Raw genomic sequence first — 25,421 nt, forward strand, 5'->3', positions numbered from 1 at the left:
AGTATACGGATCTGTGCGAAAGCTGTGCAGGCCCTTGATGGCACGATGTCATTCAAGCAGCCTTTATAACTTTTGCGTGACAAAGCGTCGCGCTTCTCTCGTGTGTGTGCTGTTACTCGATGGGACTGGTAGAATCGCCGCCGGTTCACATGAGGTTTTTCCATGCACGATCCCCACAGCGAACGCATGAGTGGCAGCGAGACCCGAGCAGCAAGCGGTCTGGCCCTGGTGTTCGCCTTCCGTATGCTAGGCATGTTTATGGTGTTGCCAGTGCTGGCAACCTATGGGATGGACCTCGCCGGTGCGACCCCGGCCCTGATTGGTCTGGCAATTGGCGCTTATGGCCTGACCCAGGCGATTTTCCAGATTCCGTTCGGTATGATTTCTGATCGCATCGGTCGGCGTCCCGTAATCTACCTCGGGTTGATTGTCTTCGCCTTGGGCAGTGTTCTGGCGGCGAACTCCGATTCGATTTGGGGCGTTATTGCCGGACGTATCCTGCAAGGTGCTGGTGCGATTTCTGCTGCTGTCATGGCACTGCTTTCAGACCTCACCCGCGAACAGCATCGTACCAAAGCCATGGCAATGATCGGCATGACCATTGGCTTGTCGTTTGCGGTAGCGATGGTTGTGGGGCCGTTGCTGACCCGTGCCTTCGGGTTGTCGGGGCTGTTCCTGGCGACGGGTGCAATGGCACTGGTGGGGATCGTCATCGTGATGTTCATGGTGCCGCGCTCGACCGGTACCTTGCAGCATCGAGAGTCTGGCGTGGCCAGGCAGGCCCTGTTGCCGACCTTGCGCCATCCCGACCTGCTGCGTCTGGACCTTGGCATTTTTGTGTTGCATGCCATGTTGATGTCGAGCTTCATCGCTTTGCCGCTGGCGCTGGTGGAAAAAGCCGGACTGCCTAAAGAGCAGCACTGGTGGGTGTACCTGACCGCGCTGCTGATTTCTTTCTTCGCCATGATTCCGTTCATTATCTATGGCGAAAAGAAACGCAAAATGAAACGAGTTTTACTCGGTGCCGTCGCGACGTTGATGCTCACTGAGCTATTCTTCTGGCAGTTCGGCGACAGCTTGCGCGCATTGGTGATCGGCACTGTGGTGTTCTTCACCGCGTTCAACCTGCTGGAGGCGTCATTGCCTTCGCTGATCAGCAAAGTGTCACCGGCAGGTGGCAAGGGCACGGCAATGGGGGTTTACTCCACCAGCCAGTTCCTGGGTTCGGCACTGGGCGGCATACTCGGTGGCTGGTTATTCCAGCATGGCGGTTTGTCGGTTGTGTTCCTTGGAGGCGCAGGTCTGGCTGCACTCTGGCTGGCCTTTGCTGTTACCATGCGCGAACCACCATATGTAACCAGCCTGCGCTTGCCGTTATCGCCTGAGGCGCTTCGCGAAGCAGGTCTGACCGAGCGTTTGAAGGCAGTTGCTGGCGTTACAGATGCAGTGATTGTGGCTGAAGAAGCTGCGATTTATATCAAATTGGACACCGAACTATTGGATCGCGCGACACTCGAGCAGTTGGTTAACCCAGCGCCGACGTGCGAAGCCTAGGAGAACGTTATGGCCCGTGGGGTTAACAAAGTTATATTGGTCGGCACGTGCGGCCAGGATCCCGAAGTTCGCTACTTGCCTAACGGTAATGCCGTGACCAACCTGAGTCTGGCAACCAGCGAACAGTGGACTGACAAGCAAACCGGCCAGAAAGTCGAAAAGACTGAATGGCACCGCGTATCGATGTTCGGCAAAGTTGCCGAGATCGCTGGCGAATACCTGCGCAAGGGTTCGCAGGTGTACATCGAAGGCAAGCTGCAAACCCGTGAGTGGGAAAAAGACGGTATCAAGCGTTACACCACCGAAATCGTGGTCGACATGCAAGGCACCATGCAGCTGCTGGGTGGCCGTCCTCAGGGCGACCAGCAAAACCAGGGTGGTGGTAACAACTACCAGCAACAGCAGTCCGCTCCGCGTCAGCAGGCTCAACGCCCTGCGCCGCAACAGCAGCAGCCTCAGCAGCAGTCGCGTCCAGCGCCGCAGCAGCAGGCACCACAACCTGCTCCGGATTTCGACAGCTTCGATGACGATATTCCGTTCTAACCTACATAAGATCAAAGTGTAAAGGTAAATTGAGTCAAGGCTGTCTAAAAGCCCTGTTAATCAAAACCTTTTCAGGAAAAAAAGCCCTCTGAGCCGTAAAGCTATGAGGGCTTTTTTTTGCCCGTCGTAAAGGTCCTGAAAATTGACTACACAAAGACTCGATGTAAAGTTAAAAGTCTACATAAGATCTCGTAAAGAAATGGGTGGTGTATGGACGTAAAAATGGTACGACACCCCTCAGGGCAGAACCTACCCATTCTCCTTGACGATGATGGCTTGCCGATTCCACTCGCAAATGAGTGGGTCCTCCAGAGGCGTGATCTCAGTCCCAACACCCTCACAAGAAACCTTAGAGAGCTGGCGATTTTTTATGCGTGGCTCGAATCACTCAACATTGATTTCCTTGCGCGTATTGATGGTGACCGCATATTTACCGAGGCAGAGCTGGCCGGTAGCTTATGTGAGAGATTGCGTTTAACGGTGAAGGTTGATCCGGGGCAAGCGGGTGTAGCGGCTAACGTTCAGGGGATCAAGGTCGCAGTGTCGCCTCTGACGTTCAAGTTGCGCCTCATCACTGTGCGTCAGTTCATCAGTTGGTGCTTCCGATTCAAAATGGCGAAATTGGCATCGGGCGATCCTGCGTTTCTTCGAATTCAAGCGCATAAAGAGCACGTTGATAAAATCCTAAGCGATCAAGAAATTAGTAATCCGCCCCAAAATAAGTCTGTTACCAAAGGGCTTCGTGATCACGAAGTAGTCGCGCTAGTTTGGTGTGTGGATTATAGGAATCCGGATGCCTATGGCCTAAATGAGCACGTAAGGTTTAGAAACTTTATCATCGTAATGACTATGCTAAATTTCGGTCTGCGGCCAGCAGAGGTTCTTACGCTGAGAATCGGTGACATAGAGTTCGGAAGCGTCACGGCGCTGAGGGTATTTAGGCGCATAGCCGATCCAAACGACACAAGAAGCCCGCAGCCGAGGGTTAAGCGGAATGGACGCGATATAGAGATGCAGGTGCCGACCATCATTAATTTGATCGAAGAGTATATTGAAATTCATCGCGAAAGCGTAATGGAACGCTACGGGAAGAATCATGATTACCTGATCATTTCTGATGAAGGTGATCCTTTGCATGGTAACAGTATATCTAATTACTTCCAGATCATTCGCGAAAAATTCAGAGACCGGCTGCCGTCAAATCTGACACCGAAATCGCTTCGGCATACATATTCAAGCCGAACTGAGCGTGATATGGCTCAGCGTGGTGTCCCTGAAGATGAGCGTAAACAAATTTTGGCTTACCTTCGAGGGGATAGTAGTACGCGTTCTCAGGAGGTTTATATTTCAGGTGAGATTATTCGGCAGGCCGCTACTGTTCAGTCTAAATATCATGATGTGCTGATGCAAAACTTTTTAGAGTATCCAAATCATGAGTAACGAATTTAGAAACCAACAAGTAGAAGGTGTTGCTCAGGTTGCACGGATAGATTTGGTAAGCCAGCTGGAACCAATACCTAAATCCGTTATTAGCAGAGAGGGGCATGTAGTCGATACGAACGGTTTGCAATGGCACATGCCGAATACTAGTGGCAAATCTGCGATCCTGAATTTCAAGCGCATACGTAATCTGAAATTCCGCTATGCACTGATGCGTTACTGCGTCCATGTAATTAAAACCATTTCGGCGGGTTATGCCTATAATGTTTGGGTGGACTGCCATCGATTTCTCCTGTTGCGGTACCCAGATTTTAACCGCGCCGATATCCCCGATTTTGAGCAGGAGCTGATCAATTGTTACGAAAAAATGATTTCTGCTACGAGGCAGGAGCATAAACTTTATCAAGTTCATCGAACGAAATCATTTTATCTATGGTGCTGTCAATACCTCACGGAGGTGGGGTTCAGTGCCGAATACGGAAGCGTCTTAGAAGTCCTCAAAATACCAGGCGGTCCGAAAGGCGAAGCTGTTAAAAATGAGGACGTGGATGCGGGCCCTCTGCATCGCATCTATGAGCTGCAACCGCTCTATAATGCGCTCCATACGGCCACCTGTAGTAGTCTTGCCGAGCAGGAGCAACGTGCTGCGCTGGCACTGTTCATTGCTCATGGCAGAAACCCTGCAAATCTATCGTGGTTGCGTGAGAGCGATCTTATCAATGTAGCCCCTGGACTGGACGAACCATGCTGGGTCATAAGATATCCAAGAATCAAAAAACGGCTGGTCAATCCTAGAGATGACTTTTTAGAAGTACACCTCCCCAATGAGTTTGCTCCTTACATTCAGTATCTTATTGCCGCCAATCGCCGTGTTCAAGCATTGAGTCGGGTAGGGGGCGAGGCTGGGAAATTCGACATACCGCTATTTTTCAATAAGTCAGGTAATACAGCGGCAATGGCCTCTGGGCATCGTGAAGCATATTTCAACTATGACTCAGGCTATTTTGCTCTCCTGCTTCAAGACTTTGTATTGAGGCAGAAAATTGTATCCCCTCTTACTAATGCACTGTTGCACCTTAGTCCTAGGCGTCTTCGCTACACTTTAGCAACAAATCTGGTCAAGGATGGAGCTACCCAACGCCAGCTCGCGCAGATTCTCGATCATACCGACCTTCAACACGTTCAAGTTTACTTCGATCTCGCTGGTGATATCGTAGAACTACTAGACAAAGCGCTTATCGGGCCGTACGCACAGATACTTCGCTTCTTCAAAGGCGAATTCATTATGCCTGGCCAGAAAGCAGTTAACGATGACGACACAGGTAAACACATTCCTTTTGTCTATATTGAGGATGCACCAAACATCGATTTAGGTGTCTGCGGAACACATTCGCTCTGTGCGTTGCACCCCCCATACTCCTGTTATAAATGTCCAAAATTCCAGGCCTATCTTGACGCAGATCATACATCTGTACTGGAGTATCTTATGAGTCAGCGCGAGCAAAAATTTAAGCTGTCAGATAAGCGGATAGCAGGTCAGATGGACGAAATAATTTATGCCGTAGCGCAGGTTGTTGAGAAGTGTAAAGAAGTTAAGGCGGGGGTGCGTTGATGGCAAAGGTCGCTGCATTTTTAAGTAGACTTGACCAAGATCGTGCTACGAATCTTGCGCTGTTGGTTAGTAAAGCCCAAATGCTTGATATGCTGGGGTTTGAAAATATTGTCTGGGGAGAGCCAAGTTGGATTTTTACAGCTGGACCAATGACGTTGCTCTCTGCTAAACGATCTGGATCGCCTAGCATCTATTTTCGGCATGCTCCTAAGATAGGAGCACATCCTTTGGAAGGGGACTGGGAGTCCGCCGCCAAATCGTTGTTCTGCCTTAGGGCGCATCGTTCAAATCAAAAGATCAGTAATCATCAGTCATTTGTAACCGCGATAAGTTATATAAGCCAATGTGTTGGGGGGAATAATCGTCTCCTTTCTAGGATGATGCCTGAAGATTTGGATGATGCGTGTCGGCTCATATCAGAGCATTACCAAGAGTCGACGGCCTATAACCTGCACAAAGCAATCAACGAGTTCGCCGCGCACTGTGATGCGAACCAGCTTTGTAATATCAGGTTCGAGTACAAATACTCAGGGCTAAAGCGCCCAGCAAATGCCGGTGGGGTGTCTCAGACGCGACTGGATGCACCTCAGAATTTGGAGCAGACCAGTGGTGACCGGATCATCGATCTGGAGGTTTTTGAGCTCATTGGAATGCTTTACCAAAATGTGCCAACGGGCCATAAATATCGGATGTATGTTCTGATGCTCGTAATGCTTGCGTGCATTGGGAGGCGTTTCAGTGAGATAGCGACATTGCCGGTGCAGGTGGTGGGGCTCGATGCTGAGGGTAGGAGATACCTGGGTTATTTCCTGATGAAGACGAGTAAAGGCGATAACGCTCATCCCATTGATAAAGTATGGCTGCCAACGGATGCGGTAAGCATCGTTGAGGACGTAGTCTCTGAGCTGACAGATATCACACAGGCCGCGCGCTCTACTGCGGAGGTGATGCGAGCTACGGGTGGTCCTGATTTGCGCTGGATTGAGCCCTATGCTGATGATCACAGATTTTACATTGCCGATCTTGAGGAGCTAGGGTTCAGCTTCAACGTGTTGCGCCCGACCGGCTGGCTCACAACAAACAGTCATACCTTTCCAGATCCGGATAAGTTGACGTCTCAAGGACGGCGACCGGCTAACCCATCCCGGTTCACCACCAAGCAAGGTCTGATTGCCTACTGCCGCAGCACCTTTGATCCTCGATTAAATGATCCTGTGCGCATAGCTTCGACGAATAAGACCTATTATCAAGAGAATCTATTTTTTATCCGTTACCAAGGTATGTCCTCTGGAGCGGTTTCCGTATGTGTGGTCACCACCGTCACGCACTCAATGTTCGCGACATTTCTTCGCGATCATCTTGAACCGCTTGCTGCTAAACATTGTGATGACAGCATGAAGCCTAACTTTTCAAGTCATGACTTTAGGCACACCATTAATACGCTGTTAAATGATGGTGGGATGAGTGATTTCGTTCAAACCAAATGGTTTGGTCGAAAGTATGCAAATGATACGAAGGCTTATCAGCATACCTCTCGTGAAAAACGAGCGTTGATTTATCAAGAAAAAATCCGTGAAGGAAGGATTGGTGGAGTTGTAGCAGACAACTACATTAAGCTTCCGGTTGAGTATAAAGAAGCATATCTGAAAGCAAAAATCACAGGTGTTCACGAGCTTGGGACCGGGATGTGCACACGCAACCTCTCTCAATCGCCTTGCCCAAATCACCTAGAATGCCATGCCAAATGCTCGGATTTTTCTTGGGAGAAGGACAATGATGAAAAGAAGGCTGGCATCGTCCGAGCCTTTGAGATCGAAGTCGTTCAGTACGAGAATGCTATGACAAAATCTCAGTCCAACAGGCAAGGTGAGAGCCACCAGTGGATGGCTCATTCTCAGAAGAAGATCGAGACCCTCACCTCCATGCTAAGTGATTTCGAAATGGATGCTGATGCGATCAAGGCGAAAATACTGGGAGCGTAGCCATGAGTAAATTTGGCAAGAGAATGGACCCAGGCAACGTGAAGGCTATCGTCAAGGAGCTGGAGCGTTGGGCATTGGGTGAACTGGGCTCAGGCCTGCGCTGGAAAACTCTAGAAGACCAGTTTGGATTCACGCGCCAAGCTCTTAACGCTCGCCTTGAAATCAAGGTGGCATTTGACGCCGCAAAAGCGTCACTGGCTGGCGGTTTAGCTGCAAAGCAGAAAAATGCCGCGAGAAATGCCGAGGAGCTTGCAATTAGAGTAGAGCAACTCGAAAGAGAGTTGCGAGCCTACAAAGACCGCGAGGCTAAATGGTTGCTGAGATGGCAACAGATTGCCTACAACGTTAGGGCAAGGTTCGGCGCTCAGATGAGTTTAATCGACAGCCCAAATAATCCCAAGGACAGGCTACCTAATCTTCGGGCTGTCGACAGCATCCTGAAGCCGCTAGATACACCAATCCCGCCTCTGGGAACTATGGATTCTAAAATATGAATTCAAGCTTTCTTGTAGCGGTCTACAGGGCGGCTCAGAGGGCAGAAAGCTATGTTGGCTGTCAGCTTGCCTGCCTACGGTGCGGCGGTAGCGCTGCACCTTATGCAAATCAATCTTGCAGCCTGCCCATTACTGGATGTTTTGCTTGCGCCAGTTATCTTCCGCAATCGCCACCCGCTTACAGGGAACGCACCACTCCTCGTTAATCTGTAACCTGCGGGCAAGGGTTAAAAACCTCGGTTACGTCGAGTGTTGTATGCCATGGGATGGCAGTGCCTGACACCATTCCGCCTACGGTTTGCTGTCGACCCGACTTGCGCACATATCCGCCATCCGTTCCAGTGAAGACGTGCTGCCCTAGCTTCGTCAGATAATCAAAGAAACTGACTTTCACAGGCACATTCATTTGTCCACCTGGTGTAATGACGGCGAGCATGATCGCTCGGTCTTTGGTGAATACAACGAACGGTTCGACTCCAGTGCGACCACCAACTGTCTTCACGCACTGCACTTGTTCTGGGAGGATGCGTGCGGTTTCAGTGTAGGTGTGGTTGTTGTAGAGGCTGAGGATCAGGCCTTTGCTGGTCAACACTCCCAGGCCTTGAGTAGCTCTGCAGCTGCCTTCGCTTCCATATGGGAACAAGCACCAGTTCGTTTCCGACACGGCTTGAATATCCGATGGTGCAATTTTCAGATCGCGCTGGATTTGGGCTTTTGATTCCGGTGTGTCGTAAGGGATCATCACGCATCCCCCAACTGTCACTGCTGCGATGAGGCCGATGGCCGCAGCTACGTTTTGGATTGATGATTTGAAGGTGTTCATTGTTCGCTCTCCTTGCTGTATTGCCACCACTGGAAGGCTGTGGTGTTTTTGGTAGAGAACCTTACGGCATGTGCGGCAAGCAGTAATCCTCGTGCGGATAGCTGGATCGGTAGATGACTTGACTGGACGCTTACGCATTTAATCCGTAAGCGTCCGGCGAAGTCACCTAGTCCGACGCCGGCTCTATGAGTAGCGTCAGGTTTCGATAGGTAGACCTGGCTCGCCGTTTGTTTGCGGGCGATAGTTTTTCTTCGCGCGGAGCAGCGTATCGAATCTATCGATGAGCTCGATGAGCGCATCGGCAGTCTTGCGGAAACTCGCATCTACTTGCGGCTTTTCCAATGAAACCGTCCGGGAATACTCGTTATTGGTATTGGCAACAGCTACGAATTTTCGAATGTCATGGCTAGCCAAGCCCCTACCATCGTAAGCCCTGTATCGCTCGAATCGGTCGCTAGCTACCTCGTGGAATGCCTCAAGATACAGTGAGCCCTCATAGGAGTTGTTAGGCCGGAGGATCTCGCCCAGCTTCTCTCTGAGCTTACCAATCGCACGTTCGATGAATCCCTGAATTACTGTCTCGCCAGTTGCCGTGTCTGGGTGGTGGATCGTCACAGCATGGAAGTTGTACGCGAGCATGCCTAGATACGAGTTGCAGAGGCTCTTGACCGGCTCCAGTTTTTTTTGAGCATAGAGATAATCATACGGGTCTGGCACTAGCGCTTTCAGCATCTCTTCCAATGCCGATTCGAATTCTGGCACCTCAGTGGTGCAACGCAAGAGCACATCCTTGAGATAGAGCTCGTCTCCGTGCTGGAGGTAATTCTCGTAGTGGTTAAGCACAGCCTTGTAGGTCTTCTGAAGACCCTTGTCCTGCAGCAGCTGTGGCAACGCCCTTAAGGCATCAAACACTGGAGTCAGATCAGGCGGTCTTGCGACATTGACCTGGATGCTCGTGATTTCGACGTTCAAGCTTTTGAGTAGGTTATTTGCCAATGCTAGCCGTGGGAGAAACTGCCCGTTGGCCGCGCGTCCATAGACCTCTAACGGAGCTCTTGCGCTCTCGCTGCCTCCCGTGGAAATTACGTCTGTAGCCATGACTGTGATCTCGCGGTAGTGGGTACTTAATCCCCCGGAGTCTACCTCAGCGATAAGGTAAGACTACAGCCTGTAATGCTGTGCTGCAGGCTTGGCTAAGAAGCCTGTTTAACCTTGGCAACTGAGTCGATTGAAGGGGAGAAGGGACGGTCTGGATTCAGACCGCAGGGGAGGATGGTCTAAACCCGGCCATCCCGATGAAGGGTCGGGTTAGGGACATGGCCGAAGCTCAAGCTTGCTTCCGCACCGATAACTCCCAGCTCGGACGTGAAGGTGACCTAACTGGACGCTTACTTTACTCCTGCCTATGGATCGGTCATGGGTAGGTCACCCTTGCTCGATAGCGCTCAACAATGAACCAGGGATGGACCATATTCTGACCTTGCGTCTACGGGAAGGTATAGGTGACGCCGGGCATCGATCAGGCCACTTTCGTTGCGAGCAAATGCGTAATTGCATTCCGCTTGTCGACCCATGTGCATTGCTACAGGCCAGTCCATTCAGCCTATCGGGCGATGCAAATGACGAAGAAAAAACGCTTTGCGACGTTGCAAACCGCGTTTTCCCTCTCCTAGTGGGCCAGCGGCCGACTGCACTCTGCGCAATAGTTGAGGTAGCGTTGCGCGGCGACCAGACCGCATTTGCTACAAGCGTCACCCGCCCCCGCAAAACTTATCCATGAATCGGCAGACTACTACGCCCGTCACGCCGATTGCATGGCAGCCAAGAAGCTCACAGAGGGCATGATAGATACGCTCCACGCTTCTCATCGTCAGGGCAATTTGGAGACCACTAACTGCAAGGCGGCATCCACCGCCCAGATGTGGACGGTCGCCGTCCGCGACCAAGACCTGCCTAATCATTGCCTTGGCGGCGATATCCCCTTAGTAGGACTGATCGGCGGTTACGACCAAGCCACACAGCTTTGGCCGAGCGCTACGGGATTCTGCATCGCAGCGTAGCGCGAGTTTGGATGGAGCGGGGCTTGGGCTAAACGTTTGCCGGAGAGTGTCTTGAGCGCACCGATACCGATCTGCAGCGATCACGACAAGCGCAAAAGAAACCCGGGGGCGCGGCTGAACCAATCCTACGAACTACGAACGCAGGCCCTTTCCAGCTAACACGTGGCGATTCACAATAGTCATGTTTTACTACGAGCCATACAGAAGATCGCAGAGCACCATCAATGAGTGAGCAAAGAATCGAACAAGGCTTCATCGACAAGCTAATTGAGCTCAAATACAGCTATCGTCCAGATATCACAGATCGTGCCTCACTGGAGCGCAATTTTCGCGAGAAATTCGAGGATCTCAACCGTGTTCGCCTCACTGATGGCGAATTCGCCCGCCTGCTCGACGAGATCGTCACCCCTGATGTGTTTGCGGCAGCCCGCACCCTGCGCGAGCGTAACGCCTTCACCCGTGAAGACGGCACCCCGTTGAACTACACTCTGGTCAATATTAAAGATTGGTGCAAAAACACCTTCGAGGTGGTCAATCAACTGCGTATCAATACCGATAACAGCCACCACCGTTTCGATGTGCTCATCCTAATCAACGGTGTGCCGTGTGTTCAAGTAGAACTGAAAACGCTGGGCGTAAATCCGCGCCGCGCCATGGAGCAGATCGTTGAATACAAAAATGACCCCGGCAACGGCTACGCCAAGACGCTTCTGGTTTTCCTGCAGTTATTCATAGTCAGCAACCGCGATAACACTTACTACTTCGCCAACAATAACGCCCGTCATTTCTCGTTCAACGCCGATGAGCGCTTCCTGCCGATCTATCAGTTTGCTGATGAGGCGAACAAGAAGATTACCTGCCTCGACGGCTTCGCCGAGACCTTCCTCGTCAAATGCACGCTTGGCCAAACACTCAGCCGCTACATGGTGCTAATAGCCAGTGAGCAAAAGCTCATGATGATGCGCCCGTATCAGGTCTATGCGGTGAAAGCCATTGTCGACTGCATTGAGCAAAACTGCGGCAACGGCTATATCTGGCACACCACTGGCAGCGGCAAAACACTCACGTCCTTCAAGGCCTCCACCTTGCTCAAGGACAACACCGACATAGAAAAATGCCTCTTTGTGGTTGACCGTAAAGACCTCGACCGCCAGACCCGTGAGGAATTCAACAAGTTCCAGGAAGGCTGTGTTGAAGAAAACACTAATACCGCTGCATTGGTACATAGGCTGCTGTCCGAGGACTACGCCGACAAAGTGATTGTCACCACCATCCAGAAGCTCGGCCTCGCCTTGGATGAAAACAGCAAGCGTAACAAGCAGCGCAAACGGAACGACCAGCTCACCTATAAAGAGCAGTTGGCCTCACTGCGCGACAAACGCATTGTGTTCATCTTTGATGAATGCCACCGCTCCCAGTTTGGCGAGAATCACAAAGCCATCAAAGAATTCTTCCCCAAAGCCCAGCTCTTTGGCTTTACCGGCACGCCCATCTTTGAAGAAAACGCCTCACGCGTAAAAGTGGAAAACCAGCAAGCTTCTTATCAAACAACAGATGAGCTATTTCAGAAACAGTTGCACGCTTACACCATTACCCACGCGATTGAAGATGCCAACGTGCTGCGTTTCCACATCGATTATTTCAAACCAGAAGGCAAGAAAATACCCAAGCCTGGGGAAGGTCTAGCCAAGCGAGCGGTGATCGAAGCCATCCTCGCCAAGCATGACATTGCCACTGCGCAGCGTCGTTTCAATGCCATTTTGGCGACGGGCAGCATTAACGATGCTATCGAGTACCACAGCCTGTTTGCCAAGTTGCAACATGCCAAGCAACTGGCGGACCCTGACTACCAGCCGCTGAATATTGCCTGCGTATTCTCACCGCCTGCAGAAGGCAATGCGGACGTAAAACAAATTCAGGAGGATCTTCAGCAAGAAAAGCAGGACAACGAAGAAGATCCAGAAGGTAAAAAAGCAGCGCTTAAAGCTATCCTTATGGACTACAATACTCGCTACGGCGGCAACTACAGCATCAGCGAGTTCGACCTCTACTACCAAGACGTGCAGAAGCGCATCAAAGACCAGCAGTGGCCCAATGCCGATTATCCGCATACGCAAAAAATTGACATCACAATTGTGGTCGACATGCTACTTACAGGCTTCGACTCCAAATACCTCAACACCCTGTACGTGGATAAAAACCTCAAATACCACGGTTTGATCCAGGCGTTTTCGCGCACTAACCGCGTACTTAACAGCACTAAGCCCTACGGTAACATTCTTGATTTTCGTCAGCAGCAAGAAGCGGTGGATATCGCTATTACCCGGTTCTCCGGCGAGCGGTCCGGCAAACAGCCCCGCGAAATCTGGCTGGTGGACAAAGCCCCCGCAGTTATTGAAAAACTACAGGCTGCCGTGCAAAAGCTAGATGACTTTATGCAATCTCAAGGCGTGGCGTGCGCCCCAGAGGCGGTGCATAATCTGAAAGGCGACGATGCCCGCGCCGCCTTTATCGGTCACTTCAAGGAAGTGCAGCGTCTTAAAACACAGCTCGACCAATACACCGACCTCACGGAAGACAACGCTGCTGTCATTGAGCACATCCTGCCCAAGGAAAGCCTGCTTGGCTTTCGCGGCGCTTATCTGGAAACGGCCCAACGCCTTAAGGCTCAGCAAGATAAGAACGTTAAAGAACCAGACGGTAAAACCGACTCAGTGGATCAGCTCGATTTCGAGTTCGTACTCTTCGCCTCAGCCGTTATTGACTACGACTATATTGTGGGATTGATGTCGCGTTTCTCGCAGCAAGAGCCCAGCAAACAGCAGATGAGTCGCGATCAGCTCATTGGTTTGATCCAAGCCGACGCCAAGTTTATGAATGAGCGCGACGATATTGCCGCCTATATCGCCACCCTCAAAGTCGGAGAAGGCTTGAGCGAAACTGCTATCCGCAATAGCTACATCCTCTTCAAACAACATAAAGACGCCGCAGAACTCGCCGATATCGCAAGCAAGCACCGTCTGGCCCCAGCAGACTTAGAAAGTTTCGTAGATGGCATCCTCCAGCGCATGATTTTCGATGGCGAACAGCTCAGCGACCTCATGGCCCCGCTCGACCTCGGTTGGAAAGCCCGCACCCAAGCCGAACTCGCCCTTATGGATGACTTGCACCCCCTTCTTACAAAACGCGCCCAGGGCCGCGAAATTTCAGGACTAAGCGCGTATGAGCAGTAAGACGAAAACCACTGCCACGAAGGCAGTGGGCAAACCCGCGTTTATACCTAAGCTGCGGTTTCCGGAGTTTCGGGAGGCGGGAGAATGGGAAAGAAAAACCTTGGCGACCTATTTGACGGACTGCTCTGGAAGAGTGCCATCCGATACCAAATTGCCTATTTATAGCTCTACAAGAGACGGCCTAAAGCGACAAGACAAATACTTCGACGGTCGGACTCTGCACAATAATAACGAATATGGTGTAGTTCCACCTAATGGTTTTGTTTATCGACATATGAGCGATGACGGCCTCTTTAAATTTAATATAAATGAGACAGGTGGCGAAATCGCAGTGAGCAAAGAGTATCCTGTATTCAGAACGAAAAATCTGAATTCATACTTTTTGCTAGCTAAACTAAATGAGGGGTTTGATTTTAAGCAATTCGCTTTTTCCCAAAAAGCAGGTGGAACTAGAACCAGATTGTATTTCAGTCGCCTTTGCGAATGGGAAACATTGATTCCGTCGCCTCCCGAACAAAAGAAGATTGCCGAATGTCTGTCTTCGCTACAACAGCTCACCGCCGGGCAGGCTAGAAAATTAGAAGCACTCAAGGCCCATAAAAAAGGCTTGATGCAACTACTTTTCCCCCGTGAAGGCGAAAGCCAACCCCGACTCCGCTTCCCCGAGTTCCAAAATGCCAGCGAGTGGAAGCGCGAAAAGTTATCTAGCTGCCTTATAAAAGTTATCGATTACAGGGGTAAAGCCCCGCCAAAATCTAAGTCAGGTGTCCCGCTAATTACCGCGAAAAACGTGAGGTTTGGGTGGCTCGACATGACAAATGACGAATACATAGAAGAGAAAAAATATGAAGAATGGATGACGCGAGGCATTCCATTGGCGGGAGATGTTCTTTTTACTACCGAAGCGCCGCTGGGTAATGTAGCGTTGTTTCCATGTGCCGGAAAGTTTGCCTTGGGGCAGCGACTTCTCACTCTTCGGTCTAATCCTGAAAAATGTCTTCCTGAGTTTCTCTTCCATTCCTTGCTTAGTCCAAGCATGCAAGAAGATATTGATTTTCATAGCACCGGGTCAACGGCTAAGGGTATAAAGTCGAAAGTATTTGTAAATCTCAGTTTTTGCTATCCGAAGGATATACACGAACAAAAATTTATCGCCGATTGCCTTACAAAACTCGACGATCTCATTGCTGCGCAAACCCAAAAGCTTGAAGCCCTCAAAACCCACAAAAAAGGGTTGATGCAGCAGTTTTTCCCGGTCCCAGCGGAGATGGAGGCATGAACGGTATTCGGACTTACCAAAGTTTGCGCACCTTGGTCACTCGGCTGCGAGACGACTTAAACAACCCGACGAAGTCAATAGGACTCGTCCTTCTCTATGCATACAACCGCACCGGTAAGACGCGGCTATCGATGGAGTTCAAGGACGCGGGCAAGCGCAAGAACAACGGTACAGCAGACACTCTCTACTTCAACGCCTACACAGAGGATCTGTTCACTTGGGAGAATGATCTTGCTGGTGATACAGCCCGCTACCTTCTACTCAATTCTAACTCCACTTTCTTCAACGGCCTCAAAGATCTGGCGCTCGACGAGACCATTGAGGGGTACCTCAGTCGCTATGCAGACTTTAGCTTCGACATTGAATATGGAACATGGAAGGTAACTTTTCGCAAAGGCGAAGCGGAAAACATCAAAATCTCCCGAGGCGAGCAGAACATCTTCATTTGGTGCCTTTTCATGGCTATCTGCGAACGGATGCTCGATGGACACGTCTCCTATGAGTCGAACAAATACCTCTACATCGACGACCCCATTTCTTCTCTCGACGACAATAACGCCATCGCCGTTGCCTGCGACCTCGCCAAACTCCTGCGCCGTGCCGCCACTCGGACAGGTCAGAATGGAGTTCCCATGCCCATAAAGGTGGTTTTCTCTTCCCACCACGCCCTCTTTTTCAACGTAATGTGCAATGAGATCGGTAGGACTAAGGAGGGGGAGCAGAAAGTGTCTCACAGACGTTACTTTCTGCATCGTCCAAGTGCTGAAGGTGTCTTTACCCTCCGGTCCACCGAGGACACGCCATTTTTCCATCACGTCGCGGCCCTCGCCGAACTACAGGCGGCAGCCAATGCAGATTCCGGCAAGCTCTACACATTTCACTTCAATGCGCTCCGCAGCATTATGGAAAAAACAGCTGCATTCTTTGGGCACGCGGACATTTCCTTCTGCCTGAAAGCTCTCGCGAATGAGGAAGACACAGCGCTCTACAACCGCGCACTCAACCTACTGAGCCACGGCATATACGCCATCCATGAGCCGACCGAAATGGGCGATGACAACAAGGATTTGTTTCGCCGCATTCTCAGAGACTTCATCAGCACTTTTAAATTCGCCTTGCCTGACCTATTGGCCGCGACGTCAGCCGCAACAGCTGCCGCACCAATTCCAGCGCCTACAACCGAAGCTACCACATGAATGACACCAATCGAAAACAACTTGGCCAAACCCTTTGGGCCATTGCCGATCAACTTCGCGGGGCCATGAACGCGGACGACTTTCGCGACTACATGCTTTCCTTCCTCTTCCTGCGCTACCTCTCCGACAACTATGAGATAGCAGCTAAAAAGGAACTTGGAAGCGACTACCCCGAGTTGCCTAGCGACGTATTGCTAAAAACGGGAGCAGCGACTCCTCTGCAGGTCTGGTATGAGGAGAACACAGCGGACATCCCGGCTTTCGAGAAGCAGATGCGCCGCAAGGTGCATTACGTCATCGAGCCTGCACACCTCTGGAACAGCATCGCTAACATGGCCCGTACTCAGAGCGATGAACTGCTCAGCACCTTGCAGTCAGGCTTCAAATACATCGAAACCGAATCGTTTGAGAGCACCTTTCAGGGCCTCTTCTCTGAGATCAACCTCGGCTCAGACAAGCTGGGCAGAACCTATGTCGACCGCAACGCCAAGCTCTGCACCATCATCCAGAAGATCGCTGAGGGTCTGAACGACTTTTCCACGGACATCGACGCGCTCGGAGATGCCTATGAATACCTAATCGGCCAATTTGCCGCCGGTTCCGGCAAGAAGGCGGGCGAGTTTTACACCCCGCAACAGATTTCCGACATCCTTTCAGCCATCGTCACACTTGATAGCCAGGACCCGAAAACAGGCACGAAGAAGCGGCTGGAAAGCGTGCTGGACTTCGCCTGCGGCTCCGGCTCCTTGCTACTGAACGTGCGTAAGCGCATGGGGCCTCATGGTATTGGCAAGATTTACGGTCAGGAGAAGAACATCACCACCTATAACCTTGCCCGTATGAACATGCTCCTGCACGGGGTAAAGGACACCGAGTTCGAGATTTACCACGGCGACACCTTAAACAACGATTGGGATATCCTGCGCGAGCTTAACCCTGCTAAAAAACCCGCATTCGACGCTATTGTTGCCAATCCGCCTTTCAGCTATCGCTGGGACCCAACAGAAGCTGTGGCCGATGACGTGCGCTTCAAAAACCACGGTCTGGCTCCTAAATCGGCTGCCGACTTTGCTTTTCTGTTGCACGGCTTTCATTTTCTGAAAGATGAGGGTGTGATGGCGATCATCCTCCCCCATGGCGTGCTGTTCCGTGGCGGTGCTGAGGAGCGTATTCGCAGCAAACTGCTAAAAGACGGCCATATAGATACCGTGATCGGGCTACCCTCCAACTTGTTTTATTCCACGGGAATCCCGGTGTGCATTCTCGTGCTGAAAAAGTGCAAGCAACCGGACGACGTGTTGTTTATCAACGCAGCAGAACATTTCTTCAAAGGTAAGCGCCAAAACCAGCTAACGGATGAGCACATTACCAAAATCATTAAAACCTACCAGACCCGTGAGCCAGAACCTCGTTATGCGCGTAGGGTGGAGATGGAAGAGATCGAGAGGAACGGCTATAACCTGAATATCTCCCGCTACATCAGCACCGCGATCGCAGAGGAAGAGATTGATTTGGAGGCTGTCAATCACGAGCTGATCGCACTCGAAGAGACTATTCAAAAGACGCGGGACAAACACAATGCATTTCTGAAAGAGCTGGGCCTGCCGCTGTTGGTGTAATCGCGCCGGAGCATAGGAAAAGCAGCAGCCCCACGGGCTGCATCGAAGAGCCGCGGGGAATACCGATTGTCTGCGATGGCCATGCCGTCAGGATAATTAAACAACCGGCCATCAAGCAGGAGCTGAGAAGTGAAGTCTATCAACGTCGTGAGCAAGGCATGGACAAATACGTACGAAGAAATTGCAGCGAAGACCAAGTTGGCTCGGGCCGTACTGGAGCAGCGTAAGGTCAAGCTGCGGGCAGGAAGCGCACTGTCACAGTTGCTGAGCCAAGCCGACAAGCTGAGTTTGGCATGGGCTGGGCAAGTTAAGCCTGGTGATCGAGTGGTATGGGACACGGCATTCGTGAACCGGCTAGTAGATGCAGTCATCAATCTGCCAGATGAGCCAGGTATTCAAGAAGCGCTCAAGCGTATGGCCGGGAGTGTCATGCAGCCTGATGATCGCAACACATCCCAAGGGAAGGACGCTCTTTGGGAGCTAGTACTGCTGTCTGACCTGAAGAACAACGGCCTTGCTGTCATGGCCGCAGAACCAGATATCCTGGTTGACTTCGGAATGGGTAACTATCCGATTGCATGCAAGAAGATTTGGTCAGAGAACGGCGTTGAGAAGCGCGTTAGCCATGCTGCCAAACAGCTTGCACCATTCAATAATGGCGGGATCATAGCCATCAATCTTGATGATTTGGTCCCAGTCGAGAAGGTTATAAGCGTTCCCAACAAATCCTATGTGCGCGGAGTTCTGACCAAGTTCAATTTGGACTTCGTCGAACGTCACCGGGACGTATTCCAAGACGCTGTCAGGGACGGCAAGTGCGACGGATTCATCATCTCGACCACCGCCCTCGCTGTGCTATGGGAAGAGGAAACTCCGGCATATCTCGCTTCGCAGACTTCGCTATGGCACATACAGGAGTCATCGCCAGAAGCCCGTGAGCGCTTTCTCGCATTTGGTCAGTTCCAAGGGAAGTAAGTTGGCTGCAGCAGCTAAGGGGAAAACTAGCACCGCCCAGACCAAGCCCTACACTGAGGCAGTAATCGGCCCAGCACAACATCTAGACCTTCCCCTGGATGCTTTAACCCGGCATTCCAGCGAGTTAGGTACCCTGGACTGAGGGCGGCTACTGTGCTGTGTTTAGCGCCTAACTTGAAGGCGCGATGTGGTGTAAACGCAGATGGTGTTTATTTTTCTTTTCCGATTTCGTCCAATGGGAATTTCTGACTGACTAATTGTTTATCACGTTCGGCCTTGAGGGTGAATCTCAGTCTTCGGAATTCGGCCGGTTCTCTAGTGGGTAAATTGGTAATTTTGGAAAGTTCTGCGTCCCGCTGGGCACTGGGCAATCCGGAGCAAATTTTCTCGCGGACATCATCCAGCAGAGATACATCGTAGTTGTCCAAATAATTGCGATCCAAGAAATGCCAGTAATCACTTTCTATTAGTTTGAATTTTTCAGGAGACCATTTATTCACGACGGATGGCGCCAGCCACCACTGCCCATCAAACATCATGCTTGACTCGATGAGGTTCAATGTATCGATAGGTGTCCATGCCTTCCTGTGCCACCGGTTAACATCCCTAGGGTCGCACACAATGATAACCATTGGGTTTTGCTTTGAGGGCACTACGAATACAAACGTATCGAAATCATGTGTGCTCGCAGATAGCTGGAATCGGGTGCGCAACGCGACTGGACAAGGGAACGCTATCCGCCTGATCACCACTCTGGCGTCCATACCGGCCTCTGCAGAGAATGGAGTCAGTGTTAGGTGCTCGTCTACTGGTAGTGCTTCATCGACACTGGTGTAGCCCTCAATTAAATCATAAGCCAAGGCGAGGGCCCGAGTCGCACTAATGGTTTTAGACAGTTCGTGCTCGTAGTTAAAGTTTTCGTTATCTCCAGCATGCTGCGCGCTTGCCCTATTGGCTTGGTCTTCAAACACAATGCCAGCAAACGACCGGTACAGTTGAAGAAATACATCGCCGTTGGTGCGTAACCCATACTTGTCCAGCGAAGAAAACTGCCCGTCATGCTTTAAGCAGAACCCCTTAAATGTGGTCGCTTTTGTTATTCCAACTTTGGTAAATTTTATCTCGCGATAAATTTCGTCATCGTCGCGAAGCGGCTCTGGGGAGATTAGCGAGCCGTCTTCGGCTATATCACGAAGCACATTTTCTTTAGACATCGCATGCGCATGGATGGCTTGAAGTTCGCAGCCGGGAAACATACACTGATGCCTAGCCTTGCGAGCTAAAATGCTTTGAAGCTTATCATGAAATTTCGCCGCCATTTCGTTATGAGTATTCATGTCATTCCCTGGGTTTTTACATGGAGCTGATTTGAGAGTGAGATTTAGTTAACTGAAAGAAGTTGCAGAATAAAGTCTCGTGCATGAACGGCTTTGAGGGTACGCATCGTTGCCTTTTTCCACACAAGGTACAGGTTTGTTGCCGCTGATGTCGAATTGACCCGGCTACCGCATTTCGCTGACCCAAGCCTCTCCTCCGGAATGCGTTATCAGCGCTGACCTTTAGCTGATTGTTGAGTGGGCAGAGGTACGTCGGTATTAGGTTCAATTCCGGATCAGCGATAACACGTTGCCATGTGGCAGTTGCGTAAGTTGCGGTTTCAAGGAATCTCGGTAATGGATACGTCTCGATTGGTGAAGATTGTTTGAATTGAAGCTGGTTCGGGTTTAAAGTCAGATTTTCGCCGAATTTCTTCAAGGGTTAACTCTGCGCGGTAGTATTCAAAATAATTGAACATTTCGTCCAGCGAAACTTCAAGTTTTTCGGTGCTTCCTTTAGCAAATAGAATATGTATTACAGCTGCTAGCGGTAAAGCCATGGTTTGTTCAGTTTTTGATTCCGCCGCTGCTGCCATGCTTTCAAAAAGCTTCTCCAGGTGCTTTTGGATTTCGGAGAGCCAGTAGTCAGTTAAACTACAAGGCAGTGTTGCCTCTGCCCCCAAGTTCATTACCTCGGCTTGAAAACGCTGGAGTATGTACTTTTCTTCCATGTCCTTTCACTCATTTTTGCAAAGGATAAACTGTAGCCACTTTTGGGGCGCGCGCCAGGGCAGCGGTTTGGGCTCAAGGACTTTGTGCTGAGCGACGCGGCTGGCGGGTGGGATCGCTAAGCAGCGGTCACCTCGCGTGTTGTTGCTGGCGCAGTACTGAGCCAGTAGCCGACACTAGCCTAGCCTGCTGCTTTGTGAATCAGTCCCAGTGCTGGATTTTGCCGATTGCTACTGGATCATTGTCGCGTTTACAACTGGACAAATTTCGCGTCGGCTGCAATACCTGCGTGACACTGGCGCTACCAACGCGCTTGATATTGGTCCGAGCATCCGCTTATGGACGGCTTATGCCGGTCAAGGACACGCCGCGGGCTCGTCCAGCATGGAATGCAGAGGATGGCGGACATTTCTTCGTAGCAATGACCTGCCCACTGCGTCTTGGGCTTGGCCGCTCAAAGGCCTATCTCTGCGTCTAAAGAAATATAGTGGTTTGGTCAGCAGCGTCGACTGCAGCCTAAGGATCTGCCATCGGTAGGTCATCCTTGCTCGATAGCGCTCAAGCATGAACCAGGGATGGTCCATATTTGATCTTTGCGTGTACGTGAAGGGTATAGGTGACGCCGTGCATCGGTCAGGCCAATCTCGTTCCGGGCAACTGCTATAGCTCAGCCAATAGTGTTTTTAACCCGTTTACCGATCACGGGCGGCTAACCATTCTTTCATGAGGGCGCCATCCCTTGTCATTTCTTCACGCAAGGATTGTACTTCGCTCACTGTAAGAAATGAGCCCGCGCGACGGCTTTCTTCGGTCAGGCTCGATGATTCGAGTTTGACCAGTCTTGATAGTGTTTCTCGCATGGTTAGAACGCCCAGCGGGACATTCAGCGATATTTTGGTAAGCATGTAGTCCCCTCCGTGCGAAATCATATAAATTAGCGATGGGCAGTTGTTTTGCTTATACAAATTTCAAATGCCGAGCGCGTTGTAGTATATGCATTTTTCCAGCTTAATGTACTCAATGTCTGACGCTAACTCGGGTGTGTAATAGCGTTTCCCTGTAACTAGGTACGAGTCTAGGCTTCCATGTTCTTCACTGTGGCATTGCGAAAACTCCCAAAGTTTTTCCATCTGCCATGACGGAGTTCCATTCACGTAGGGCGGGGTGACTATCATCACATCGGTTACAGAAAGTTCGTTTGAGGCGCTACAGATCACCGTGGCCAGAACAGCTGGATCCATTGTTTGTAGCATCGTCCGAGATGTGTATCCATCGCTATGACGGGTTAGAGTGATGTAAAACCATGGCGCATGCATCGAGTGCTCCACGTAGCGCCAGTGCAGGCCTTCCGCACCTAATGCAGAAAGATCGACGTACGCTTCCTGTCGTGTCATATACATAGCGTTGACCTCAAAAAAGACCACTATAGATTGTAGTCCTATAGTGGTCTATGGGGCCTGATCATCCATTTTGCGTGGTGCGCGAAATGGAGCTAAAGCAAGCGTTTGGTCAGGCACTTAAGCTGCTGAGAACTTCCAAGAGGCTGACCCAGGAGGACTTTTCAAGCATCAGCAGTCGGACATATCTGAGCACCCTTGAGCGCGGTCTCAAATGCCCCACTTTGGAAAAGCTCGAAGGGCTGGCATCGGTCATGGAGGTCCATCCTTTAAGCGTCCTAGCGGCTGCTTATCAGATCAAGGGCGATGACGGCGGCCTCGACTCTTTGTTGGCACGCATACGGGCGGAGGTTAGCTCGTCAGCCCTGGGATCTAAATAGCTCGGCTCTCCCTGTCGCGTGAGCCTCTCTCTTTTTTGTATTTCGGGATTCGCTGATCGCTAAAAAATGAGGGCTTAGCGCCGGCGTTCGCCTAGGAAAAACTTAGCGCAGTTTTCTGGATCATCTGACCACTACAATGTGGCTGAAGGTCCAAGTTGAGCTCCACGCCTTCGAGCTAACGCCACGAAGGCAGCAGTGGGACAAGATCAGTTTGTAAAGGTAGCCTTTACGTCGTTTTGAATCACGATGATTTTCCTGAAAAAAGATGTAACCAATGCACCGGTTCTTTACGTTTTTCAGCTCGTTTGGTTGTACTCAGTGCGCAATAGCTAGTATAATATGGTGTATTCAGAGGCTATTGTTCCTGCACTCCCAATCTTATGTGAACTACCCTTCTGATTTGTAGCTTTCGAGCTGCATCGCAGTACTAAAGAAGGCCCGCCGCTGATTCAGTGTCGGGCCTTTTTTTGTGCCGTGACTTTTTGGGCGCAAGAGCAAGGTTGATCCGTGGCAGTGTTCGTTTGCGTCACGTATGAGAGAGTTTTCGCACGAAGGTGCGGGGTTAATCCGTGGATTGACTACGCTGTACCGGGAAGTGCGCGTCGAGTCGTCAGCCGAGTTTTTCGGTTCGTTGCGATCTGCCCGCCAGACTTGTCCAGGAGGATTTCCGGGTTTGCTCAAATTCAAAACAGCGATTTTGCTCCTCATCCTGTTGTTATCAGGCAACGGTATTCTTCAGGCCGCGCCCACGCTGGCCTCTATCATGAAAGCCGAAGAGCACAACGGTAAGCCGCCGGTGCTGGTTGATGGCGGCTTGCTCGGTGCCTTGGGTGCAGGCATGGATGAGGTGCAGAGCCAGCTGGATTCGAGCGTGCATCAGTTGGGCGCCTGGAGCTTGCGCAGCAAGCGGGCTGCAGAAGAAGTCGGGGAACTGGTGGTACAGGCCTCGACTCATCCTTCGTGGAGCGGGGTGGGGGATTTTCTCCTGTTGTCCGTCATTTGGTCGGGTGCTTTCGCCGGGCTAATGCTGGCGGGGCGTTGGCTGGCGGGTTACCTGAGCAAGAATCGTCATTTAAGCAGTCGAGCGCGGGCGCAAGCGCTTATCGGCTACGGGTTGCCTTATCTGTTGCCAGCACTGGTGAGCCTGTTGTTCACGCTGTATGTCAGTCGTTTTCTGCAGGACACCCTTGGGCGTTCGCTGGCACTCAGCCTGTCGTATGCCAGCAGCGGCGGGGTGTTTTGCTCGGCGCTGGTGCTGTCACTGAATGCGATATTTGAGGTGGGGCACAAGCGGCGTGCAGTCCGGATTATTCGCGAGTACGCCATGCGCCCGCTGTTTATGATCGGTTTTCTGGCGGCCTTGAGTGACGCCATGAACAGCTCGCAAATCACACAGGAAATTGGCGGCAACATTGCGAACTGCCTTTCGGTTTTTTCAGGGTTGGTGGCTTGCGTCATTTTTGCCTGCCTCGCCGTGCGGCTACGTCGTCCTGTCGCGCAGCTGATTCGCAATCGGGCCTTGGCCCAGCGTCTTGGGCAGCCGGCTCTGCAAGAGTCATTGCGCATTTTTTCGGTGCTCTGGTATTGGCCACTTTTGCTGATGTTGCTGGCAACGGCACTCAACCTGCTGGGCGTGGGCGAGGGCAGTGAGCGCGCGTTGCGCAATGCATTGCTGACGTCCGGGTTGCTGATCGGCACGGTATTTCTGAGTACGATCCTGCACCATTCATTTCGTACGAAAGTTCAAAGCGCCGGCGCCTATAAAGAACGTCTTATCAATGTGGTTTACGCATTGCTGCGGATTGCCCTGGCGGTGACCTTTATTGAGTTATTGGCGAAAATTTGGGGTTTCTCGTTGCTGGCTTTTGCCTCAGACAGCAGCACCGGCAAGGTGATCAGCGACTCACTGGGCCACATCCTGCTGATTTTTCTGGTGACCTGGTTGACGTGGGTCGTGCTCGACACAGCCATTCAGCAAGCGCTGGAGCCCTCGACCAACCGGCGTGGTACCCACGAACCCAGCACGCGGATCAGAACCATCCTGCCGTTGACGCGCAATGCGATCAAAGTGGTTCTGGTAGTGATCTGTACCATCACCACAATGGCCAATCTGGGAGTGAACGTTGCACCCTTCCTGGCTGGTGCCGGGGTTATCGGCCTGGCAATCGGCTTTGGCTCTCAGCAGTTGGTGCAAGATGTCATTACCGGCTTGTTTATCATCGTTGAAGACACCATCTCGGTCGGCGACTGGGTGGTGATCGACTCTGCCCACGCGGGGACTGTGGAGGGGCTGACCATTCGTACCCTGCGCCTGCGGGACTCGCGTGGCTTTGTGCACTCGGTGCCATTCGGCCAGATCAAGGCGGTGATCAACCATTCCCGACAGTTTGCCTACGCATTTTTTTCAGTGCAGTTCACTTACGATACGGACATGGACAAAGCCACTGTTCTGATCCGCGAGGCAGGGAACCAGATCAGTGACGACCCTTTGCTGAGCCTTAGTTTGCAGGGCTCGCTGACAATCTTTGGTGTCGACAGCATGAACCTAGACGGGGTGACGATTACGGCGCAGTTCCGCACGCTGTCCGGGGCTCAGAACACCGTTAGCCGTGCATTCAATGACCGGCTCAAAAAGCTTGTGGATAAGTCGTCGGATGTCCATTTCGCGCAACATTATCCACAGGGCTTTCTGATGCCCGTGCGTGAGCCGGAGGAGGCTTTGAAAGCGCCCGCGTTGGCGAAACGCTCTACCGTGCTGCTGACGGACCTGCCATCAGAGGCACAATGAG

General features: G+C 51.4%; 19 protein-coding genes. 13 read left to right on the forward strand and 6 right to left on the reverse strand.

The window, feature by feature from the left end:
• Nucleotides 1-162: 162 nt before the first annotated feature.
• The 6 genes from BLW11_RS06680 to BLW11_RS06705 all read left to right on the forward strand — a co-directional run bounded on the left by BLW11_RS06680 (nt 163) and on the right by BLW11_RS06705 (nt 7,625).
• The gene (locus BLW11_RS06680; RefSeq protein WP_048359434.1) at nt 163-1,554 is read left to right on the forward strand and encodes an MFS transporter; all 1,392 of its coding nucleotides are present in this window, start codon (nt 163-165) and stop codon (nt 1,552-1,554) included.
• A gap of 9 nt (nt 1,555-1,563) precedes the next feature.
• Nucleotides 1,564-2,097: a single-stranded DNA-binding protein gene (locus BLW11_RS06685; RefSeq protein ID WP_048359433.1), complete on the forward strand. Its 534-nt coding sequence runs from the start codon at nt 1,564-1,566 to the stop codon at nt 2,095-2,097.
• A 210-nt stretch (nt 2,098-2,307) separates the two neighbouring features.
• Nucleotides 2,308-3,537 (forward strand): tyrosine-type recombinase/integrase, encoded by a 1,230-nt coding sequence (locus BLW11_RS06690; protein WP_053069534.1) that lies wholly within the window; start codon nt 2,308-2,310, stop codon nt 3,535-3,537.
• Nucleotides 3,530-5,149 carry a tyrosine-type recombinase/integrase gene (locus BLW11_RS06695; protein ID WP_053069533.1) on the forward strand — a complete coding sequence of 540 codons (1,620 nt, stop codon included), beginning with the start codon at nt 3,530-3,532 and terminating at the stop codon, nt 5,147-5,149. Before BLW11_RS06690 ends, BLW11_RS06695 begins: the two co-directional genes overlap by 8 nt.
• Complete coding sequence (locus BLW11_RS06700; protein WP_048359432.1) at nt 5,149-7,131, forward strand: hypothetical protein; 1,983 nt, start codon at nt 5,149-5,151, stop codon at nt 7,129-7,131. Before BLW11_RS06695 ends, BLW11_RS06700 begins: the two co-directional genes overlap by 1 nt.
• Nucleotides 7,132-7,133: 2 nt before the next feature.
• Nucleotides 7,134-7,625 carry a hypothetical protein gene (locus BLW11_RS06705; RefSeq protein WP_048359431.1) on the forward strand — a complete coding sequence of 164 codons (492 nt, stop codon included), beginning with the start codon at nt 7,134-7,136 and terminating at the stop codon, nt 7,623-7,625.
• 202 nt (nt 7,626-7,827) lie between these two features.
• Here BLW11_RS06705 and BLW11_RS06710 read toward each other — a convergent pair whose 3' ends face one another.
• Complete coding sequence (locus BLW11_RS06710) at nt 7,828-8,448, reverse strand: hypothetical protein (RefSeq protein WP_048359430.1); 621 nt, start codon at nt 8,446-8,448, stop codon at nt 7,828-7,830.
• Nucleotides 8,449-8,643: 195 nt separating this feature from the next.
• Nucleotides 8,644-9,546: a hypothetical protein gene (locus BLW11_RS06715; protein ID WP_048359429.1), complete on the reverse strand. Its 903-nt coding sequence runs from the start codon at nt 9,544-9,546 to the stop codon at nt 8,644-8,646.
• Nucleotides 9,547-10,732: 1,186 nt separating this feature from the next.
• Between BLW11_RS06715 and BLW11_RS06725 the strand changes: the two genes are divergently transcribed.
• From BLW11_RS06725 to BLW11_RS06745, 5 genes are all read left to right on the forward strand, one after another.
• Entirely contained in the window at nt 10,733-13,741 is a 3,009-nt protein-coding gene (locus BLW11_RS06725) for a type I restriction endonuclease subunit R (RefSeq protein WP_048359427.1), read from the forward strand.
• On the forward strand, nt 13,731-15,020 hold the full coding sequence (locus tag BLW11_RS06730; protein WP_048359426.1) for a restriction endonuclease subunit S: 1,290 nt from the start codon (nt 13,731-13,733) through the stop codon (nt 15,018-15,020). Before BLW11_RS06725 ends, BLW11_RS06730 begins: the two co-directional genes overlap by 11 nt.
• Nucleotides 15,017-16,216 carry an AAA family ATPase gene (locus BLW11_RS06735; RefSeq protein ID WP_048359425.1) on the forward strand — a complete coding sequence of 400 codons (1,200 nt, stop codon included), beginning with the start codon at nt 15,017-15,019 and terminating at the stop codon, nt 16,214-16,216. The genes BLW11_RS06730 and BLW11_RS06735 overlap by 4 nt, the downstream gene beginning before the upstream one ends.
• On the forward strand, nt 16,213-17,835 hold the full coding sequence (locus BLW11_RS06740) for a type I restriction-modification system subunit M (RefSeq protein WP_048359424.1): 1,623 nt from the start codon (nt 16,213-16,215) through the stop codon (nt 17,833-17,835). Before BLW11_RS06735 ends, BLW11_RS06740 begins: the two co-directional genes overlap by 4 nt.
• Before the next feature lie 129 nt (nt 17,836-17,964).
• Nucleotides 17,965-18,810 carry a hypothetical protein gene (locus tag BLW11_RS06745; RefSeq protein ID WP_048359423.1) on the forward strand — a complete coding sequence of 282 codons (846 nt, stop codon included), beginning with the start codon at nt 17,965-17,967 and terminating at the stop codon, nt 18,808-18,810.
• Between the two features lie 209 nt (nt 18,811-19,019).
• Here the strand turns inward: BLW11_RS06745 and BLW11_RS06750 are convergent, their stop codons facing one another.
• The 4 genes from BLW11_RS06750 to BLW11_RS06760 form a co-directional block, all read right to left on the reverse strand.
• Nucleotides 19,020-20,147: a hypothetical protein gene (locus BLW11_RS06750; protein WP_048359422.1), complete on the reverse strand. Its 1,128-nt coding sequence runs from the start codon at nt 20,145-20,147 to the stop codon at nt 19,020-19,022.
• A 320-nt stretch (nt 20,148-20,467) separates the two neighbouring features.
• Nucleotides 20,468-20,857, reverse strand: a complete 390-nt coding sequence (locus tag BLW11_RS06755) for a hypothetical protein (RefSeq protein WP_048359421.1) — start codon at nt 20,855-20,857, stop codon at nt 20,468-20,470.
• A 690-nt stretch (nt 20,858-21,547) separates the two neighbouring features.
• Nucleotides 21,548-21,760 (reverse strand): hypothetical protein, encoded by a 213-nt coding sequence (locus tag BLW11_RS23770; protein ID WP_139272526.1) that lies wholly within the window; start codon nt 21,758-21,760, stop codon nt 21,548-21,550.
• A 63-nt stretch (nt 21,761-21,823) separates the two neighbouring features.
• A complete protein-coding gene (locus BLW11_RS06760) occupies nt 21,824-22,255 on the reverse strand; it encodes a hypothetical protein (protein ID WP_074836725.1) in 432 nt (143 codons plus the stop codon).
• Between the two features lie 86 nt (nt 22,256-22,341).
• Here BLW11_RS06760 and BLW11_RS06765 point away from each other — a divergent pair, with 86 nt between their 5' ends.
• Nucleotides 22,342-22,632, forward strand: coding sequence for a helix-turn-helix domain-containing protein (locus BLW11_RS06765; RefSeq protein ID WP_048359419.1), 291 nt, complete (start codon nt 22,342-22,344; stop codon nt 22,630-22,632).
• A 673-nt stretch (nt 22,633-23,305) separates the two neighbouring features.
• A complete protein-coding gene (locus tag BLW11_RS06770; protein WP_048359418.1) occupies nt 23,306-25,420 on the forward strand; it encodes a mechanosensitive ion channel family protein in 2,115 nt (704 codons plus the stop codon).
• Nucleotide 25,421 lies beyond the last annotated feature (1 nt).

This window comes from Pseudomonas deceptionensis (assembly GCF_900106095.1).
Lineage (GTDB): Bacteria > Pseudomonadota > Gammaproteobacteria > Pseudomonadales > Pseudomonadaceae > Aquipseudomonas > Aquipseudomonas deceptionensis.

Bases quoted from the DNA above. Each gene is read 5' to 3' on its own strand.
- BLW11_RS06680 (WP_048359434.1), top strand. From the start codon at position 163: ATGCACGATCCCCACAGCGAACGCATGAGTGGCAGCGAGACCCGAGCA.
- BLW11_RS06685 (WP_048359433.1), top strand. From the start codon at position 1,564: ATGGCCCGTGGGGTTAACAAAGTTATATTGGTCGGCACGTGCGGCCAG.
- BLW11_RS06690 (WP_053069534.1), top strand. From the start codon at position 2,308: ATGGACGTAAAAATGGTACGACACCCCTCAGGGCAGAACCTACCCATT.
- BLW11_RS06695 (WP_053069533.1), top strand. From the start codon at position 3,530: ATGAGTAACGAATTTAGAAACCAACAAGTAGAAGGTGTTGCTCAGGTT.
- BLW11_RS06700 (WP_048359432.1), top strand. From the start codon at position 5,149: ATGGCAAAGGTCGCTGCATTTTTAAGTAGACTTGACCAAGATCGTGCT.
- BLW11_RS06705 (WP_048359431.1), top strand. From the start codon at position 7,134: ATGAGTAAATTTGGCAAGAGAATGGACCCAGGCAACGTGAAGGCTATC.
- BLW11_RS06710 (WP_048359430.1), bottom strand. From the start codon at position 8,448: ATGAACACCTTCAAATCATCAATCCAAAACGTAGCTGCGGCCATCGGC.
- BLW11_RS06715 (WP_048359429.1), bottom strand. From the start codon at position 9,546: ATGGCTACAGACGTAATTTCCACGGGAGGCAGCGAGAGCGCAAGAGCT.
- BLW11_RS06725 (WP_048359427.1), top strand. From the start codon at position 10,733: ATGAGTGAGCAAAGAATCGAACAAGGCTTCATCGACAAGCTAATTGAG.
- BLW11_RS06730 (WP_048359426.1), top strand. From the start codon at position 13,731: ATGAGCAGTAAGACGAAAACCACTGCCACGAAGGCAGTGGGCAAACCC.
- BLW11_RS06735 (WP_048359425.1), top strand. From the start codon at position 15,017: ATGAACGGTATTCGGACTTACCAAAGTTTGCGCACCTTGGTCACTCGG.
- BLW11_RS06740 (WP_048359424.1), top strand. From the start codon at position 16,213: ATGAATGACACCAATCGAAAACAACTTGGCCAAACCCTTTGGGCCATT.
- BLW11_RS06750 (WP_048359422.1), bottom strand. From the start codon at position 20,147: ATGAATACTCATAACGAAATGGCGGCGAAATTTCATGATAAGCTTCAA.
- BLW11_RS06755 (WP_048359421.1), bottom strand. From the start codon at position 20,857: ATGGAAGAAAAGTACATACTCCAGCGTTTTCAAGCCGAGGTAATGAAC.
- BLW11_RS23770 (WP_139272526.1), bottom strand. From the start codon at position 21,760: ATGCTTACCAAAATATCGCTGAATGTCCCGCTGGGCGTTCTAACCATG.
- BLW11_RS06760 (WP_074836725.1), bottom strand. From the start codon at position 22,255: ATGTATATGACACGACAGGAAGCGTACGTCGATCTTTCTGCATTAGGT.
- BLW11_RS06765 (WP_048359419.1), top strand. From the start codon at position 22,342: ATGGAGCTAAAGCAAGCGTTTGGTCAGGCACTTAAGCTGCTGAGAACT.